14 protein-coding genes, 2 tRNA genes and 4 rRNA genes are annotated in these 16705 nt (G+C 51.5%); 8 read left to right on the forward strand and 12 right to left on the reverse strand.

Annotation, left to right across the window (positions count from 1 at the left end; translation table 11 throughout):
* Positions 1–95: 95 nt before the first annotated feature.
* From AAHF05_RS20375 to AAHF05_RS20395, 5 genes are all read left to right on the forward strand, one after another.
* Positions 96–317 carry a lipoprotein gene (locus AAHF05_RS20375; RefSeq protein WP_008502867.1) on the forward strand — a complete coding sequence of 74 codons (222 nt, stop codon included), beginning with the start codon at positions 96–98 and terminating at the stop codon, positions 315–317.
* A 474-nt stretch (positions 318–791) separates the two neighbouring features.
* A complete protein-coding gene (locus AAHF05_RS20380; protein WP_256065788.1) occupies positions 792–1817 on the forward strand; it encodes an amino acid ABC transporter substrate-binding protein in 1026 nt (341 codons plus the stop codon).
* A gap of 67 nt (positions 1818–1884) precedes the next feature.
* The gene (locus AAHF05_RS20385) at positions 1885–3066 is read left to right on the forward strand and encodes an amino acid ABC transporter permease (RefSeq protein ID WP_129324210.1); all 1182 of its coding nucleotides are present in this window, start codon (positions 1885–1887) and stop codon (positions 3064–3066) included.
* A gap of 9 nt (positions 3067–3075) precedes the next feature.
* Positions 3076–4179 (forward strand): amino acid ABC transporter permease, encoded by a 1104-nt coding sequence (locus tag AAHF05_RS20390; protein WP_129324211.1) that lies wholly within the window; start codon positions 3076–3078, stop codon positions 4177–4179.
* A gap of 7 nt (positions 4180–4186) precedes the next feature.
* On the forward strand, positions 4187–4945 hold the full coding sequence (locus AAHF05_RS20395; RefSeq protein ID WP_028018574.1) for an amino acid ABC transporter ATP-binding protein: 759 nt from the start codon (positions 4187–4189) through the stop codon (positions 4943–4945).
* Positions 4946–5051: 106 nt separating this feature from the next.
* On the opposite strand, the gene rrf (AAHF05_RS20400) is transcribed toward AAHF05_RS20395, so the two are convergent.
* From rrf (AAHF05_RS20400) to AAHF05_RS20425, 6 genes are all read right to left on the reverse strand, one after another.
* Positions 5052–5167 (reverse strand): 5S ribosomal RNA (rrf, locus tag AAHF05_RS20400).
* A 43-nt stretch (positions 5168–5210) separates the two neighbouring features.
* A tRNA-Thr gene (locus AAHF05_RS20405) sits at positions 5211–5286 on the reverse strand.
* Positions 5287–5300: 14 nt separating this feature from the next.
* Positions 5301–5416, reverse strand: a 5S ribosomal RNA gene (gene rrf / locus AAHF05_RS20410).
* 71 nt (positions 5417–5487) lie between these two features.
* Positions 5488–8391 (reverse strand): 23S ribosomal RNA (locus tag AAHF05_RS20415).
* A gap of 192 nt (positions 8392–8583) precedes the next feature.
* Positions 8584–8659: transfer RNA gene (locus AAHF05_RS20420), tRNA-Glu, on the reverse strand.
* Positions 8660–8744: 85 nt separating this feature from the next.
* A 16S ribosomal RNA gene (locus tag AAHF05_RS20425) occupies positions 8745–10284 on the reverse strand.
* Together the 16S, 23S and 5S rRNA genes with 2 tRNA genes alongside form the textbook arrangement of a ribosomal RNA operon.
* 493 nt (positions 10285–10777) lie before the next feature.
* On the opposite strand from AAHF05_RS20425, the gene AAHF05_RS20430 reads away from it, so the two are divergent.
* Entirely contained in the window at positions 10778–11332 is a 555-nt protein-coding gene (locus tag AAHF05_RS20430; RefSeq protein ID WP_129325405.1) for a gamma carbonic anhydrase family protein, read from the forward strand.
* Here AAHF05_RS20430 and AAHF05_RS20435 read toward each other — a convergent pair.
* The 6 genes from AAHF05_RS20435 to dprA are packed head-to-tail and all read right to left on the reverse strand — an operon-like array spanning position 11308 to position 15091.
* Positions 11308–11556, reverse strand: a complete 249-nt coding sequence (locus tag AAHF05_RS20435) for a DUF1488 domain-containing protein (protein ID WP_129325407.1) — start codon at positions 11554–11556, stop codon at positions 11308–11310. The genes AAHF05_RS20430 and AAHF05_RS20435 overlap by 25 nt on opposite strands.
* Positions 11553–12371: a shikimate dehydrogenase gene (gene aroE, locus AAHF05_RS20440; protein WP_129325420.1), complete on the reverse strand. Its 819-nt coding sequence runs from the start codon at positions 12369–12371 to the stop codon at positions 11553–11555. Before aroE ends, AAHF05_RS20435 begins: the two co-directional genes overlap by 4 nt.
* 4 nt (positions 12372–12375) lie before the next feature.
* Complete coding sequence (gene tsaC, locus AAHF05_RS20445; RefSeq protein ID WP_129325409.1) at positions 12376–12948, reverse strand: L-threonylcarbamoyladenylate synthase type 1 TsaC; 573 nt, start codon at positions 12946–12948, stop codon at positions 12376–12378.
* A complete protein-coding gene (locus tag AAHF05_RS20450) occupies positions 12941–13495 on the reverse strand; it encodes a type I DNA topoisomerase (RefSeq protein ID WP_129325410.1) in 555 nt (184 codons plus the stop codon). Before AAHF05_RS20450 ends, tsaC begins: the two co-directional genes overlap by 8 nt.
* 26 nt (positions 13496–13521) lie before the next feature.
* Complete coding sequence (gene smg, locus AAHF05_RS20455; protein ID WP_008503477.1) at positions 13522–13995, reverse strand: DUF494 family protein Smg; 474 nt, start codon at positions 13993–13995, stop codon at positions 13522–13524.
* Positions 13967–15091, reverse strand: a complete 1125-nt coding sequence (gene dprA, locus AAHF05_RS20460) for a DNA-protecting protein DprA (RefSeq protein WP_129325411.1) — start codon at positions 15089–15091, stop codon at positions 13967–13969. The genes smg and dprA overlap by 29 nt, the downstream gene beginning before the upstream one ends.
* Positions 15092–15218: 127 nt before the next feature.
* On the opposite strand from dprA, the gene def reads away from it, so the two are divergent.
* Entirely contained in the window at positions 15219–15728 is a 510-nt protein-coding gene (gene def / locus AAHF05_RS20465; protein ID WP_028018484.1) for a peptide deformylase, read from the forward strand.
* Positions 15729–15751: 23 nt separating this feature from the next.
* Positions 15752–16699: a methionyl-tRNA formyltransferase gene (fmt, locus tag AAHF05_RS20470; RefSeq protein ID WP_129325412.1), complete on the forward strand. Its 948-nt coding sequence runs from the start codon at positions 15752–15754 to the stop codon at positions 16697–16699.
* Positions 16700–16705: the final 6 nt, after the last annotated feature.

A 16705-nucleotide genomic window follows, 5' to 3' on the forward strand; every position in this document is an offset into this window, starting at 1 on the left:
GTAATGAGGGCTTACCCTGGTGGTAAAATAACCTCCAGTTCGTTAATAGCCCTCCTGGCTTTATAGCGGATGAGAAATAATACTGAGGTAACATCATGAAAAGATTCATTTCCGTTGCACTACTCGCTGCGCTGCTTGCTGGTTGCGCGCACGATTCGCCATGTGTACCGGTTTACGACGACCAGGGCCGACTGGTTCATACCAATACCTGTATGAAAGGCACCACCCAGGATAACTGGGAAACAGCAGGCGCTATCGCCGGCGGTGCGGCCGCAGTCGCGGGCCTGACGCTAGGTATTGTTGCCCTGACTAAGTAACATCTGTTCAGAAAGCGCGGCTCTGACCGCGCTTTTGCTTTTAATTAGTGCACTATTTTCAAATAAGTAAAAAAATAGCCCCGTTTTTATCCGCACGTTTAATTCAAGCCTGAAGGCAATCACATCTTTTTCATGAACCTATTTAAATTGCACATTCTATCGTGATGATTTTCACATATTAATAGCATTTAATACCCTGCCAATATTCACCCCTGAAACTATCTATTCATAAAGCGCCAAAGGTATTGAAACTTTTGCTCCGATTTGTGGCACAGGTTGTAATTTCGCACTGTTTCGGGGCGCTCGTTTTATTTAAGCCTGTCTACACTCTGCATTATGCGTTCACTTATCACTTATTTTGCTGAACGCAAAACCTGGCATTACGTTTGCTTTATAAACGTTGGCCAAAGCCACAGACAGGTAAAGCGTTTAAAACGCCTCTATAACGATAAATTTCGCCACACAGGATGCATTATGAAAAAGACGATGATAGCCAGCCTGGCCGCTGCAGGCATGTTGTTTGCTGTAGCCGGTCAAGCCCATGCGGGAACGACACTGGATGCCGTTAAAAAGAAAGGTTTTGTTCAATGTGGTATCAGTGACGGTTTGCCTGGCTTCTCTTATGCCGATGCTAATGGCAAATTTACCGGAATTGATGTCGATGTCTGCCGTGGCGTCGCCGCCGCCGTTTTTGGCGATGACAGCAAAGTAAAATATACCCCGCTGACGGCGAAAGAACGCTTTACGGCGCTGCAGTCCGGCGAAGTTGACATGCTCTCCCGTAATACGACCTGGACCTCTTCCCGTGATGCAGGTATGGGCATGTCATTTACCGGCGTAACCTATTATGACGGCATCGGCTTCCTGACCCACAATAAAGCGGGCCTGAAAAGCGCGAAGGAACTGGATGGTGCCACGGTTTGTATTCAGGCGGGCACCGATACCGAGCTGAACGTCGCGGATTATTTCAAAGCCAATAACATGAAATACACCCCTGTCACATTTGACCGCTCGGATGAATCGGCCAAAGCGCTGGAATCGGGTCGTTGTGACACGCTGGCCTCTGACCAGTCACAGCTGTATGCGTTACGTATTAAGCTGAGCAACCCAGCGGAGTGGATTGTCCTGCCTGAAGTAATCTCGAAAGAACCTCTTGGACCGGTTGTCCGTCGTGGTGATGAAGACTGGTTCTCCATCGTTCGCTGGACGCTGTTCGCCATGCTGAACGCGGAAGAGATGGGCATCAACTCGAAAAACGTTGATGAGAAAGTCGCTAAGCCATCCAACCCGGATATGGCACACCTGCTCGGTACAGAAGGTGATTTCGGCAAGGATCTGAAGCTGGATAACAAGTGGGCTTACAACATCATCAAACAGGTAGGCAACTACTCTGAGATCTTTGAGCGCAACGTGGGATCGGAAAGCCCGCTGAAGATCAAACGCGGCCAGAACAATCTCTGGAACAACGGCGGTATTCAGTACGCACCACCAGTACGTTAAGTCATAGCTGTAACGGGCACTGTTACGGCAGTGCCCACTCCAGAGTCATGGTTACTGAGGTTTCTTTATGTCCCATCGCCGCTCAGCCGTAAAAGGATCGCTATCCTTTTCTCATCCCGCGGTCCGCGCCTGGTTATTCCAAATTATTGCTATTGTTGCGGTTGTTCTCATCGCCGTATATCTCATTCATAACACCATCACCAACCTGAATAATCGCGGTATTACCTCCGGTTTTGCGTTTTTAGATCGCAGCGCGGGGTTTGGCATTGTTCAGCACCTTATTGATTACCAGGAAGGTGACACGTACGGACGCGTGTTCGTGATCGGTTTACTGAATACGCTGTTGGTATCGGCGCTTTGTATCGTCTTCGCGTCGATACTGGGCTTCTTTATTGGTCTGGCGCGTCTTTCTGAAAACTGGCTCCTGCGGAAGCTTTCAACAGTTTACATCGAGACGTTCCGCAATATTCCCCCGCTGCTGCAAATCTTCTTCTGGTATTTCGCCGTACTGCGTAACCTTCCCGGTCCACGCCAGGCCGTTGACGCGTTTGATCTGTTTTTCCTGAGTAACCGAGGGTTGTCTATTCCTTCTCCTCTGCCAGGCGAAGGACTTTACGCTTTCATTGGCGCGATAGTGATAGCGCTTGCCCTATCTGTTGCAGTATTCCGCTTTAACCGTAAGCATCAGATCAAAACCGGCCAGCTTCGTAAAACCTGGCCAACGGCTGCAGCCTTGATTATCGGCCTGCCGCTTTTGACACACTGGCTCTTCGGTGCCGCACTACACTGGGATGTTCCGCATCTGCGTGGTTTTAACTTTCAGGGAGGGATGGTATTGATCCCTGAACTGGCATCCCTGACGCTGGCACTTTCGATTTATACGTCCGCCTTTATCGCTGAGATTATCCGTTCAGGGCTCCAGGCCGTACCGCATGGACAGCACGAGGCAGCACGCTCTCTGGGGTTGCCCCATACCGTGACGCTTCGCCAGGTCATCATTCCTCAGGCATTAAGGGTCATCATTCCGCCCCTGACCAGCCAGTATCTCAACATTGTCAAAAACTCATCGCTGGCCGCTGCCATTGGCTACCCCGATATGGTGTCACTGTTCGCCGGAACCGTGCTTAACCAGACAGGGCAAGCCATTGAAACCATCGCCATCACCATGTCTGTCTATCTGATCATCAGCCTGGTGATTTCATTGCTGATGAACCTCTATAACCGTCGTATAGCACTGGTCGAGCGCTAAGGAACTATGATGACAAAAGCGATACTGTCGCACGCCTCGCGCCCCGCCCACTCGACAGGTGGACGCTTCATTCTCTGGGCGCGTAAGAACCTGTTCTCCAGCTGGAGTAACAGCCTGCTGACGATTGTCTGCCTGTGGCTCATGTGGGAGTTGATTCCTCCCCTGCTGAACTGGGCGTTTTTACAGGCCAACTGGGTCGGTTCAACCCGAGCAGACTGCACAAAATCCGGCGCCTGCTGGGTGTTTATCCATGAGCGTTTCGGGCAATTCATGTATGGTTTGTATCCGCACGAACAACGCTGGCGGATTAATCTGGCGCTGGTTATTGGCCTGCTCTCAATCGCTATCATGTTCTGGAAAAAACTGCCTCACCGTGGACGCTATATTGCCGCCTGGGCCGTGGTCTATCCGATTATTGTCTGGATGCTTCTCTATGGCGGTTTCCTGGGGCTGGAACGCGTTGAAACACGCCAGTGGGGCGGTCTAACGTTAACGCTGATCATCGCTTCCGTGGGGATAGCAGGAGCTTTGCCATGGGGTATTTTGCTCGCACTTGGGCGGCGTTCAAAAATGCCGGTCGTGCGTATCCTTTCCGTTATCTTCATTGAGTTCTGGCGCGGTGTACCACTCATTACCGTTCTGTTTATGTCCTCGGTCATGCTGCCGCTGTTTATGGCGGAAGGTACAACGATCGACAAACTGATCCGCGCCCTGGTCGGTGTGATTCTCTTCCAGTCCGCCTATGTCGCTGAAGTTGTACGTGGTGGTCTGCAAGCATTGCCTAAAGGCCAGTATGAAGCAGCAGAATCGCTGGCGCTCGGTTACTGGAAAACGCAGGGGCTGGTGATTCTTCCCCAGGCACTCAAGCTGGTCATCCCGGGTCTGGTTAACACGATCATTGCCCTCTTCAAAGACACCAGTCTGGTGATCATTATCGGATTGTTCGATCTCTTCAGCAGCGTGCAGCAGGCGACCGTTGACCCCGTCTGGCTGGGGATGTCCACCGAAGGATATGTCTTTGCTGCCCTAATCTACTGGATCTTTTGTTTTAGCATGTCGCGCTACAGCCAGCATCTGGAAAAGCGCTTTAACACCGGGCGTACACCGCACTGAGGAAATTATGAGCCAAATTACTATGACACCCGCCGACGCGATGATTACGCTGGAAGACGTAAATAAATGGTACGGACAGTTTCATGTCCTGAAAGACATCAACCTGAAGGTTAAACAGGGCGAACGCATCGTACTTTGTGGACCTTCAGGTTCAGGTAAATCCACGACAATTCGCTGTATTAACCATCTGGAAGAACATCAACAGGGGCGTATTGTTGTTGATGGTATTGAGCTGAATGAAGATATCCGCAATATCGAACGTGTTCGTCAGGAAGTAGGAATGGTGTTTCAACACTTTAATTTGTTCCCACATCTGACCGTCCTGCAGAACTGCACGCTGGCACCAATCTGGGTTCAAAAGTTGCCCAAAAAGGAGGCCGAAGCACTGGCGATGCACTATCTGGAACGCGTCCGCATTGCCGAACATGCCAATAAATTTCCAGGCCAGATATCGGGTGGCCAACAGCAGCGTGTGGCTATCGCCCGCTCGCTGTGTATGAAGCCTAAAATCATGCTGTTTGATGAGCCTACCTCAGCACTGGATCCTGAAATGGTGAAGGAAGTCCTGGATACTATGATTGGGCTGGCACAATCCGGGATGACCATGTTGTGCGTGACACATGAAATGGGATTTGCCAGAACCGTAGCAGATCGGGTGATCTTCATGGATCGTGGCGAGATTGTCGAGCAGGCACCACCAGATGAGTTCTTTGCTCATCCGAAGTCAGAACGCACGCGGACCTTCTTGTCACAGGTGATTCATTAGTCGTTTTCTCTGCCGGGTGGTGGCTTCGCCTTACCCGGCCTACCGTTTTTTCTGCACATAAACGCAAAAAGGCCATCCTTTCGGATGGCCTTTTCACTTGTTTGATGTCTGGCGGTTCCCTACTCTCACATGGGGAGACCCCACACTACCATCGGCGCTACGGCGTTTCACTTCTGAGTTCGGCATGGGGTCAGGTGGGACCACCGCGCTAAAGCCGCCAGACAAATTCTTTTACTTCTTGCCGAACTTTAACCTAAGTATAAAGTGGTGCTGATACCCAGAGTCGAACTGGGGACCTCACCCTTACCAAGGGTGCGCTCTACCAACTGAGCCATATCAGCACGCTAAATTTGATGCCTGGCAGTTCCCTACTCTCACATGGGGAGACCCCACACTACCATCGGCGCTACGGCGTTTCACTTCTGAGTTCGGCATGGGGTCAGGTGGGACCACCGCGCTAAAGCCGCCAGGCAAATTCTGTTAATCTGTATCAGGCTGAAATTTGATTGTCTGTCTCTTCGCCGAAACAGCTTCGGCGTTGTAAGGTTAAGCCTCACGGTTCATTAGTATCGGTTAGCTCAACGCATCGCTGCGCTTACACACCCGACCTATCAACGTCGTAGTCTTCAACGTTCCTTCAGGACCCTTAAAGGGTCAGGGAGAACTCATCTCGGGGCAAGTTTCGTGCTTAGATGCTTTCAGCACTTATCTCTTCCGCATTTAGCTACCGGGCAATGCCATTGGCATGACAACCCGAACACCAGTGATGCGTCCACTCCGGTCCTCTCGTACTAGGAGCAGCCCCCCTCAATTCTCCAGCGCCCACGGCAGATAGGGACCGAACTGTCTCACGACGTTCTAAACCCAGCTCGCGTACCACTTTAAATGGCGAACAGCCATACCCTTGGGACCTACTTCAGCCCCAGGATGTGATGAGCCGACATCGAGGTGCCAAACACCGCCGTCGATATGAACTCTTGGGCGGTATCAGCCTGTTATCCCCGGAGTACCTTTTATCCGTTGAGCGATGGCCCTTCCATTCAGAACCACCGGATCACTATGACCTGCTTTCGCACCTGCTCGAGCCGTCACTCTCGCAGTCAAGCTAGCTTATGCCATTGCACTAACCTCCTGATGTCCGACCAGGATTAGCTAACCTTCGTGCTCCTCCGTTACTCTTTGGGAGGAGACCGCCCCAGTCAAACTACCCACCAGACACTGTCCGCAACCCGGATTACGGGTCTACGTTAGAACACCAGCCATTAAAGGGTGGTATTTCAAGGTCGGCTCCACGCAGACTGGCGTCCACGCTTCAAAGCCTCCCACCTATCCTACACATCAAGGACCAGTGTTCAGTGTCAAGCTATAGTAAAGGTTCACGGGGTCTTTCCGTCTTGCCGCGGGTACACTGCATCTTCACAGCGAGTTCAATTTCACTGAGTCTCGGGTGGAGACAGCCTGGCCATCATTACGCCATTCGTGCAGGTCGGAACTTACCCGACAAGGAATTTCGCTACCTTAGGACCGTTATAGTTACGGCCGCCGTTTACCGGGGCTTCGATCAAGAGCTTCGCGTTGCCGCTAACCCCATCAATTAACCTTCCGGCACCGGGCAGGCGTCACACCGTATACGTCCACTTTCGTGTTTGCACAGTGCTGTGTTTTTAATAAACAGTTGCAGCCAGCTGGTATCTTCGACTGATTTCAGCTCCACCCGCAGGGGCTTCACCTACATATCAGCGTGCCTTCTCCCGAAGTTACGGCACCATTTTGCCTAGTTCCTTCACCCGAGTTCTCTCAAGCGCCTTGGTATTCTCTACCTGACCACCTGTGTCGGTTTGGGGTACGATTTGATGTTACCTGATGCTTAGAGGCTTTTCCTGGAAGCAGGGCATTTGTTACTTCAGCACCGTAGTGCCTCGTCATCACACCTCAGCGTTAATAAGGTACCGGATTTACCTGGAACCTCCGCCTACATGCTTAAACCGGGACAACCGTCGCCCGGCTAACATAGCCTTCTCCGTCCCCCCTTCGCAGTAACACCAAGTACAGGAATATTAACCTGTTTCCCATCGACTACGCCTTTCGGCCTCGCCTTAGGGGTCGACTCACCCTGCCCCGATTAACGTTGGACAGGAACCCTTGGTCTTCCGGCGTGCGGGCTTTTCACCCGCATTATCGTTACTTATGTCAGCATTCGCACTTCTGATACCTCCAGCACCCCTCACAGGACACCTTCAACGGCTTACAGAACGCTCCCCTACCCAACAACACATAGTGTCGCTGCCGCAGCTTCGGTGCATGGTTTAGCCCCGTTACATCTTCCGCGCAGGCCGACTCGACCAGTGAGCTATTACGCTTTCTTTAAATGATGGCTGCTTCTAAGCCAACATCCTGGCTGTCTGTGCCTTCCCACATCGTTTCCCACTTAACCATGACTTTGGGACCTTAGCTGGCGGTCTGGGTTGTTTCCCTCTTCACGACGGACGTTAGCACCCGCCGTGTGTCTCCCGTGATAACATTCTTCGGTATTCGTAGTTTGCATCGGGTTGGTAAGCCGGGATGGCCCCCTAGCCGAAACAGTGCTCTACCCCCGAAGATGAGTTCACGAGGCGCTACCTAAATAGCTTTCGGGGAGAACCAGCTATCTCCCGGTTTGATTGGCCTTTCACCCCCAGCCACAAGTCATCCGCTAATTTTTCAACATTAGTCGGTTCGGTCCTCCAGTTAGTGTTACCCAACCTTCAACCTGCCCATGGCTAGATCACCGGGTTTCGGGTCTATACCCTGCAACTTAACGCCCAGTTAAGACTCGGTTTCCCTTCGGCTCCCCTATACGGTTAACCTTGCTACAGAATATAAGTCGCTGACCCATTATACAAAAGGTACGCAGTCACACCCGAAGGTGCTCCCACTGCTTGTACGTACACGGTTTCAGGTTCTTTTTCACTCCCCTCGCCGGGGTTCTTTTCGCCTTTCCCTCACGGTACTGGTTCACTATCGGTCAGTCAGGAGTATTTAGCCTTGGAGGATGGTCCCCCCATATTCAGACAGGATACCACGTGTCCCGCCCTACTCTTCGAGTTCACAACCTGTGCATTTTCGTGTACGGGACTATCACCCTGTATCGTCGGACTTTCCAGACCGTTCCACTAACACACAAGCTGATTCAGACTCTGGGCTGCTCCCCGTTCGCTCGCCGCTACTGGGGGAATCTCGGTTGATTTCTTTTCCTCGGGGTACTTAGATGTTTCAGTTCCCCCGGTTCGCCTCGTTAACCTATGTATTCAGTTAACGATAGTGTGACGAATCACACTGGGTTTCCCCATTCGGACATCGCCGGGTCAAAGGTTCATATCACCTCGCCGGCGCTTTTCGCAGATTAGCACGTCCTTCATCGCCTCTGACTGCCAGGGCATCCACCGTGTACGCTTAGTCGCTTAACCTCACAACCCGAAGATGTTTCTTTCGATTCATCATCGACTTGCGAAAATTTGAGAGACTCGAACACACCATTAAGATGTGTCGTTTCAATTTTCAGCTTGATCCAGATTTTTAAAGAGCAAATATCTCAAACATGACTCGTAAGTCAGTTTTGAGATATGACGGCAGGTGACTTTCACTCACGAACCAGCAAGTGGCGTCCCCTAGGGGATTCGAACCCCTGTTACCGCCGTGAAAGGGCGGTGTCCTGGGCCTCTAGACGAAGGGGACGTATAAGTCTCAATCGCAAGACGCCTTGCTATTTACTTTTCATCAGACAATCTGTGTGAGCACTACAAAGGCAGGTTCTTTAAGGTAAGGAGGTGATCCAACCGCAGGTTCCCCTACGGTTACCTTGTTACGACTTCACCCCAGTCATGAATCACAAAGTGGTAAGCGCCCTCCCGAAGGTTAAGCTACCTACTTCTTTTGCAACCCACTCCCATGGTGTGACGGGCGGTGTGTACAAGGCCCGGGAACGTATTCACCGTAGCATTCTGATCTACGATTACTAGCGATTCCGACTTCATGGAGTCGAGTTGCAGACTCCAATCCGGACTACGACGCACTTTATGAGGTCCGCTTGCTCTCGCGAGGTCGCTTCTCTTTGTATGCGCCATTGTAGCACGTGTGTAGCCCTACTCGTAAGGGCCATGATGACTTGACGTCATCCCCACCTTCCTCCAGTTTATCACTGGCAGTCTCCTTTGAGTTCCCGGCCGGACCGCTGGCAACAAAGGATAAGGGTTGCGCTCGTTGCGGGACTTAACCCAACATTTCACAACACGAGCTGACGACAGCCATGCAGCACCTGTCTCAGAGTTCCCGAAGGCACCAATCCATCTCTGGAAAGTTCTCTGGATGTCAAGAGTAGGTAAGGTTCTTCGCGTTGCATCGAATTAAACCACATGCTCCACCGCTTGTGCGGGCCCCCGTCAATTCATTTGAGTTTTAACCTTGCGGCCGTACTCCCCAGGCGGTCGACTTAACGCGTTAGCTCCGGAAGCCACGCCTCAAGGGCACAACCTCCAAGTCGACATCGTTTACGGCGTGGACTACCAGGGTATCTAATCCTGTTTGCTCCCCACGCTTTCGCACCTGAGCGTCAGTCTTTGTCCAGGGGGCCGCCTTCGCCACCGGTATTCCTCCAGATCTCTACGCATTTCACCGCTACACCTGGAATTCTACCCCCCTCTACAAGACTCTAGCCTGCCAGTTTCGAATGCAGTTCCCAGGTTGAGCCCGGGGATTTCACATCCGACTTGACAGACCGCCTGCGTGCGCTTTACGCCCAGTAATTCCGATTAACGCTTGCACCCTCCGTATTACCGCGGCTGCTGGCACGGAGTTAGCCGGTGCTTCTTCTGCGGGTAACGTCAATTGCTGAGGTTATTAACCTCAGCACCTTCCTCCCCGCTGAAAGTACTTTACAACCCGAAGGCCTTCTTCATACACGCGGCATGGCTGCATCAGGCTTGCGCCCATTGTGCAATATTCCCCACTGCTGCCTCCCGTAGGAGTCTGGACCGTGTCTCAGTTCCAGTGTGGCTGGTCATCCTCTCAGACCAGCTAGGGATCGTCGCCTAGGTGAGCCGTTACCCCACCTACTAGCTAATCCCATCTGGGCACATCTGATGGCAAGAGGCCCGAAGGTCCCCCTCTTTGGTCTTGCGACGTTATGCGGTATTAGCTACCGTTTCCAGTAGTTATCCCCCTCCATCAGGCAGTTTCCCAGACATTACTCACCCGTCCGCCGCTCGTCACCCGAGAGCAAGCTCTCTGTGCTACCGCTCGACTTGCATGTGTTAGGCCTGCCGCCAGCGTTCAATCTGAGCCATGATCAAACTCTTCAATTTAAAAGTTTGATGCTCAATGTTTCTTTATTTCTAAAGAAAAGAACTTCGTAATGAATTACGTGTTCACTCGTTGAGACTTGGTATTCATTTTTCGTCCGAAGACGTTAAGAATCCATGTCACTTTGAGTGCCCACACAGATTGTCTGATAAATTGTTAAAGAGCAGTTGCAACGCGGCTTTCAGCTCACCGTTGCGAGGTGGCGTATATTACGCTTTCCTCTTTCAGAGTCAACCCGTTATTTCAGGATTTTTTCTCTTCAACCGACCGGGTTGTTTGTGAAGTGATTCACATCCGCCGTGTCGATGGAGGCGCATTATAGGGATCCCATTTTTTAGTACAAGTACTTTTTGGATCTTTTTTTCCGACTGTCGATTTTCCGCGCTTTTCGCTGAAAACCCGCCCAATCTGCTTAAATATTGACGCATTTTACCTTGCCTCGATCCAATATTATGATCAAAGTCTTCTGTATAGCGCTCATCCATAGAGGTAGATATGCCCGCAGTATTACGTCCTTATAAAGATCTGTTCCCCAAAAAAGGCGATCGCGCGATGATCGATGCCAGCAGCGTAGTCATTGGTGATGTGCGAATAGCCGCTGATGTCAGTATCTGGCCACTTGTCGCCATCAGGGGGGATGTCAACTTCGTGTCGATTGGTGCCCGTACCAATATTCAGGATGGTAGCGTTCTGCATGTCACACACAAATCCTCATACAACCCTGAGGGCAATCCGCTCATTATTGGAGAAGATGTCACTGTCGGCCATAAGGTGATGCTTCACGGCTGCACTATCGGTAATCGGGTGCTTGTGGGGATGGGCTCGATTTTGCTGGATGGTGTAATAGTAGAAGATGATGTCATGATTGGTGCCGGGAGTCTTGTCCCGCAAAACAAACGTCTGGAAAGCGGTTATCTCTATTTAGGTAGCCCGGTGAAGCAGATCCGCCCCTTAAAAGAGGCGGAAATAGAAGGGTTGAAATACTCAGCGAATAACTATGTGAAATGGAAAGATGAGTATTTGGCTCAGGACAACCAGACCCAGCCCTGATCGTCTTCCTGCTGATCGCGGATCAAATCGCTGGCTTCTTCTTCCAGATCCCAGCGATTTTCACAAAATACGTCTAATGGGTTTGAACCGCCGAAACGACTCAGCAGCGTTTCTCCGCGGATCGCGCAGGTTAATTGCATCCCGTGCACCAGCGCCGGGAAACAAACAGCGTGCTTGCTCTCATCCCAGAACTCTCTGTCAGGGAAATGAATTGCCTGGTTCACTCAGTCAGTTCCTGCTTCAGCTTTGCAATCACCGGTTCGACCGCAGGTAACACGCCATGCCAAAGCAGCACTGCATGCGCCGCCTGCCCCACCAGCATGCCCAGTCCATCCGCCAGATGCTTCGCACCGTGTTGTTCACACCAGTTCAGGAAAGGTGTCTTCCCTTTCTGATAAAACATGTCGTAGACATAGATGTTGTGACTCACTAGTGAAGAAGGGATCGCCGGAACTTCGCCACCAATGCCGCTAGAGGTGGCATTGATGATAAGATCGAACTCGTGACCCGCCAGATCATCAAGCGCAACGGCGCTTACACTACCGGTATGTGCAAACACCCCCGCTAACGATTCTGCTCTGGAAAACGTGCGGTTGGTAATGGTCACAGCACAATCAAAAGATAAGAGAGGAAGCAGTACGCCCCGAGAAGCTCCGCCCGCACCTATCAGTAGAATTCGAAAACCCGGCTTAATAAATGACAGTCTTTCCAGGTCGCTAAGCAACCCGATACCATCCGTGTTATCGCCAAGCAACCGCCCATCTTCAAGCCGTTTTAGCGTATTTACAGCACCGGCAAGAGAAGCACGTTCAGTCAGTTCATCCGCGCGTTCAAAGGCTTCTTCTTTAAAAGGCACCGTCACATTTGCACCTTTACCACCTGCATCGAAAAAAGCATTCAGGGTCGGAACGAATGCGTCAACAGGTGCCAGCACGCGGCCATAGGGATGAACTATCTCGAGCTGGCCGGCAAACTGCTGATGGATCCAGGGTGACTTACTGTGCGCTATCGGGTTACCAAAAACAGCATAAGCTTCCATCATATTACCCCTGGCGAAAACGTTCGCCGGTCAAAGCGTCGCGGATTTCCGACGGATTCAGTCGACCACCCGTTTCACCCAATACTACCGGGAAATCACTCCCGAACTGCGCCAGTACTTCTTCAGTTGTTCGGCAAGGAGGCAGCCCGGTCAGGTTGGCGCTGGTTGAGACCAGTGGTTTGCCAAACGCCAGACACAGCTCTATCACCAGCGGATGGTCAGTGACGCGAACGGCAAGGGAATCAAAGCGTCCGGTTAACCAGCGCGGGGTTGTCGGCTGCGCCGGGAAGACGAAGGTTACCGGTCCTGGCCACGCGGAGAAGATTGTCTCGCGCTGTGCTGGCGTTAGCATAGAATCATCAATATAGGGCTTAAGCTGCTCGTAATTCGCAGCGATCAAAATCAGCCCTTTCTCGACGGGTCGTTGTTTCAGGTTAAGCAGGCGGCTCACAGCCGTCTCGCTGTCAGGATCGCAACCGACCCCAAAGACAGCTTCAGTTGGATACGCGATGACTTCTTCATTTTTCAGGACATCCACCGCATGCGCTATGGAGCCTGATGGCAGGTTATTATTCACTATATTGATCCGCCGTTACCGGCTTTCCACATTGTTTACTGGCGCAGAAGCGTTTCATGCCCTGCGCGGTTTTCTTCTCTATAAGTAGCGGATAATTGCAGTGAGGGCAGATTCCCGCTACCGGCTTAAAATTGATAACGAACTGGCAGTCAGGGTAGCGATCGCACGAATGGAAGGTCTTACCATAACGGGAACGGCGCTGTACCAGCTGACCTCGCTGACACTGAGGACACGCAATGGCCGTTTCATCAGGCTTATCAATTTGTTCCGTATGCTCACATTCCGGATAACGGCTACATCCAATAAACATGCCGAAACGCCCCTGGCGTAGCGCGAGTTCGCCACCGCAGAGAGGACAAAGCTGCCCCTCCAGAATTTTAACGATATGTCCATCAGCCTGGCTTTTCAGAGGACGGACATAATCACATTCCGGATACTGTGAACAACCGAGAAACGGGCCGTGTTTCCCGGACCGAATAACAAGTTCAGCCCCGCACTGCGGGCAGGGCTCATTTCTATGCACCGTGAATAGTGCTGATTTGGCCATAACAACTCTTGGTGCTGCATATTGAATTAATGCAGCATACCTTCATTCACTTCAAAGAGTAATTCTTCCATCTGCTGATAGGCATTTTCGCAGCCCGGGATATTAAACAGAACCATCAGGATCACCCATTTAAGGTCTTCCAGTTCAAATTCTGCTGTATCCAGCGCCATGACGCGCTCTATCACCATTTCTCTCGTTTCGAGGTTTAGCACCTGAATCTGCTCAAGGAATAAAATGAATCCCCGGCAGCTGGCGTCCAGCCTTTCACACTCTTCAGCGGTATAGATGCGTACAGACAATGGGTCAGAAGCAAGCTGCATAGGTTCGGCAAGGCCTTCCTGATAATCAGCCAACTTTTCCAGCCACATCAACGCATTATAGATATCTTCCCGCTCAAACCCCGCATCGGTAAGATCCTGTGTCAATTTGTCCTGATCCACTCGCATTTCTGCTTCGTTATGGATGTAAGTCTCAAACAAATACATCAGTACGTCGAACATGGCATGCCCTCCTTAATCGGACATAGCCGCCGGGTACAGCTGCGATCCACCCTGCTAACTCCAGTTCGAGTAGCTGTGCTACCGTTACTGGCACAGGTTGGCCGGCACGTTCAGCGACAACGTCAACAGGTGTTACCTCATCTCCTACGTTAGCCAGGAGCTTGGGAAATGGCAATGCCACCTTTCCCTGATCTGATGAATATTGTCGCTTTTCGGGATCTTCCTGCAGCCATTGCAACCCATATTGCAAATTTTCAAGAATATCTCCTACTTCCGTTACCGGTGTTGCTCCTTGCTTAATCAGCCAGTGGGGCCCCTCACATCCGGGGTTGCCTATCGGACCTGGCAGGGCGAAGACTTCTCGCCCCTGTTCGAGCGCGCATCGAGCTGTGACCAGTGAACCGCTTCTCCACGCCGCTTCAACGACCAGCACGCCCCTGCTAAGCCCGCTGATAATTCGATTACGACGAGGAAAGTTTGCTGGTCTGGGCTGCGCCGAAAGAGGGAACTCAGACACTATCGCACCGTCAGATTCGATGAGACGCATAGCCAAAGCCTGATGCCGGCGGGGATAAATGCTAAAAAGACCGTTCCCCAACACGGCGACACTACAGCCTTTTACTGACAGTGCAGCATTGTGGGCAACGCCATCAATACCACAGGCCAACCCGCTGGTGATCGTGAACCCAGTTTGTGAAAGTTGTTCGCACAGAATCCTCCCCCATCGCTCGCCGTACCACGACGGTGCACGGCTACCTACAACAGCCAACTGGATAGTGTTAAGCGCCTCAGGGTTGCCTTTTACAAATAACGCCCCCGGATAATCAGGAATCGTTCGAAGCAAGGGAGGATAAAGCGGATCATGTGCCGTTAATAATTGATTGTCCGGCTGCTCAAGCCACATCAGGCTGCGTTCCAGCTCACTTTCCTCTTGAGCAAAGAACCGTTCAGCTTGCTTTGCTGTCAGCCCGGCGTTTCTGAGAACAGGAACATCTATGCTTTTCTGATTCTGTAGCCGTGCGACGGCGTCCAGCATTGCATCACCACAAAGAGACCCTGTATGTATTAACCGTAACCATATCTCGGTAGATGTCATCCTTTCCCCTGCCATAAGCGGCCTCCGCAATCATTGCGATTGGTCACTGATGCTGTCAATCAATGGGGGATTTGTCTAGAATAGAGGTATTATTGTTATCAACTCCTGAACACGACTCTGGAAATTTATGGCAGTTTTGCAAGTGTTACATATTCCGGACGAGCGCCTTCGCATCGTCGCTGAACCGGTTAAAGAAGTGAATGCAGAAATTCAGCGTATCGTAGATGATATGTTCGATACCATGTACGCCGAAGAAGGCATTGGCCTTGCGGCGACTCAGGTGGACATTCACAAGCGCATTATCGTGATCGACGTTTCTGAAAATCGCGATGGTCGTCTGGTGCTGATCAATCCTGAGTTGCTTGAAAAAAGTGGCGAAACCGGTATTGAGGAAGGCTGTCTGTCCATTCCGGAACAGCGCGCTTTAGTGCCGCGTGCCGAAAAAGTGAAAATTCGCGCTCTGGATCGTGACGGTAATCCGTTCGAGCTGGAAGCAGACGACCTGCTGGCGATTTGTATTCAGCATGAGATGGATCACCTGGTCGGTAAACTGTTTATCGATTACCTCTCACCACTGAAACAACAGCGTATTCGCCAGAAAGTAGAGAAACTGGATCGTATGCGCTCTCGTGCATAACATCCCGGGATACAAGGAATAACGTGTCTAAATCGCTACGTATTATCTTTGCAGGAACACCTGATTTTGCAGCGCGTCATCTTGACGCGCTGTTATCTTCTGGTCACCAGGTTGTGGGTGTATTTACTCAACCAGATCGTCCGGCTGGCCGTGGCAAAAAGCTGATGCCAAGCCCGGTAAAAGTGTTGGCTGAAGAACATGGATTACCTGTATTCCAGCCAGCCTCCCTACGTTCACCGGAAAACCAGCAACTTGTTGCTGACCTGAATGCCGACGTGATGGTGGTAGTGGCTTACGGTTTAATTCTGCCAAAAGCTGTGCTTGATATGCCTCGCCTGGGCTGTGTAAATGTGCACGGTTCTCTGCTGCCTCGCTGGCGTGGCGCCGCGCCTATCCAGCGTTCTTTATGGGCAGGTGATGCAGAGACTGGCGTCACTATCATGAAGATGGACGTAGGTTTAGACACTGGCGACATGCTGTATAAACTCGCCTGCCCAATTACCGCACAAGACACCAGCGCAACGCTGTACGACAAGCTGGCGGACCTTGGCCCTCAGGGTCTCATCGAGACGCTGCAACAGCTTGCGGATAATACGGCGCAACCTGAAGTTCAGGATGAAGCGCTGGTCACCTATGCCGAAAAGCTGAGCAAAGAAGAAGCGCGAATAGACTGGTCTCTGTCAGCGGCTCAACTCGAACGCTGCATTCGCGCGTTTAATCCATGGCCAATGAGCTGGATGGAGATCGATGAGCAGCCAGTGAAAGTCTGGAAAGCCTCCGTCATTAGCGGTAATACCACGGCTAAACCCGGTACGATTATTGATGCCAGCAAGAACGGTATCCAGGTGGCGACAGCGCAAGGGATCCTGAATCTTGAATCGCTGCAACCGGCCGGTAAGAAAGCCATGAGTGCTCAGGACCTGTTAAATTCCCGTCGCGAATGGTTTATCCCTGGCAATCGTCTTGCCTGAACAAAT

Origin of the sequence: Enterobacter adelaidei (assembly GCF_041937165.1) — a bacterium.
GTDB classification, from domain to species: domain Bacteria; phylum Pseudomonadota; class Gammaproteobacteria; order Enterobacterales; family Enterobacteriaceae; genus Enterobacter; species Enterobacter adelaidei.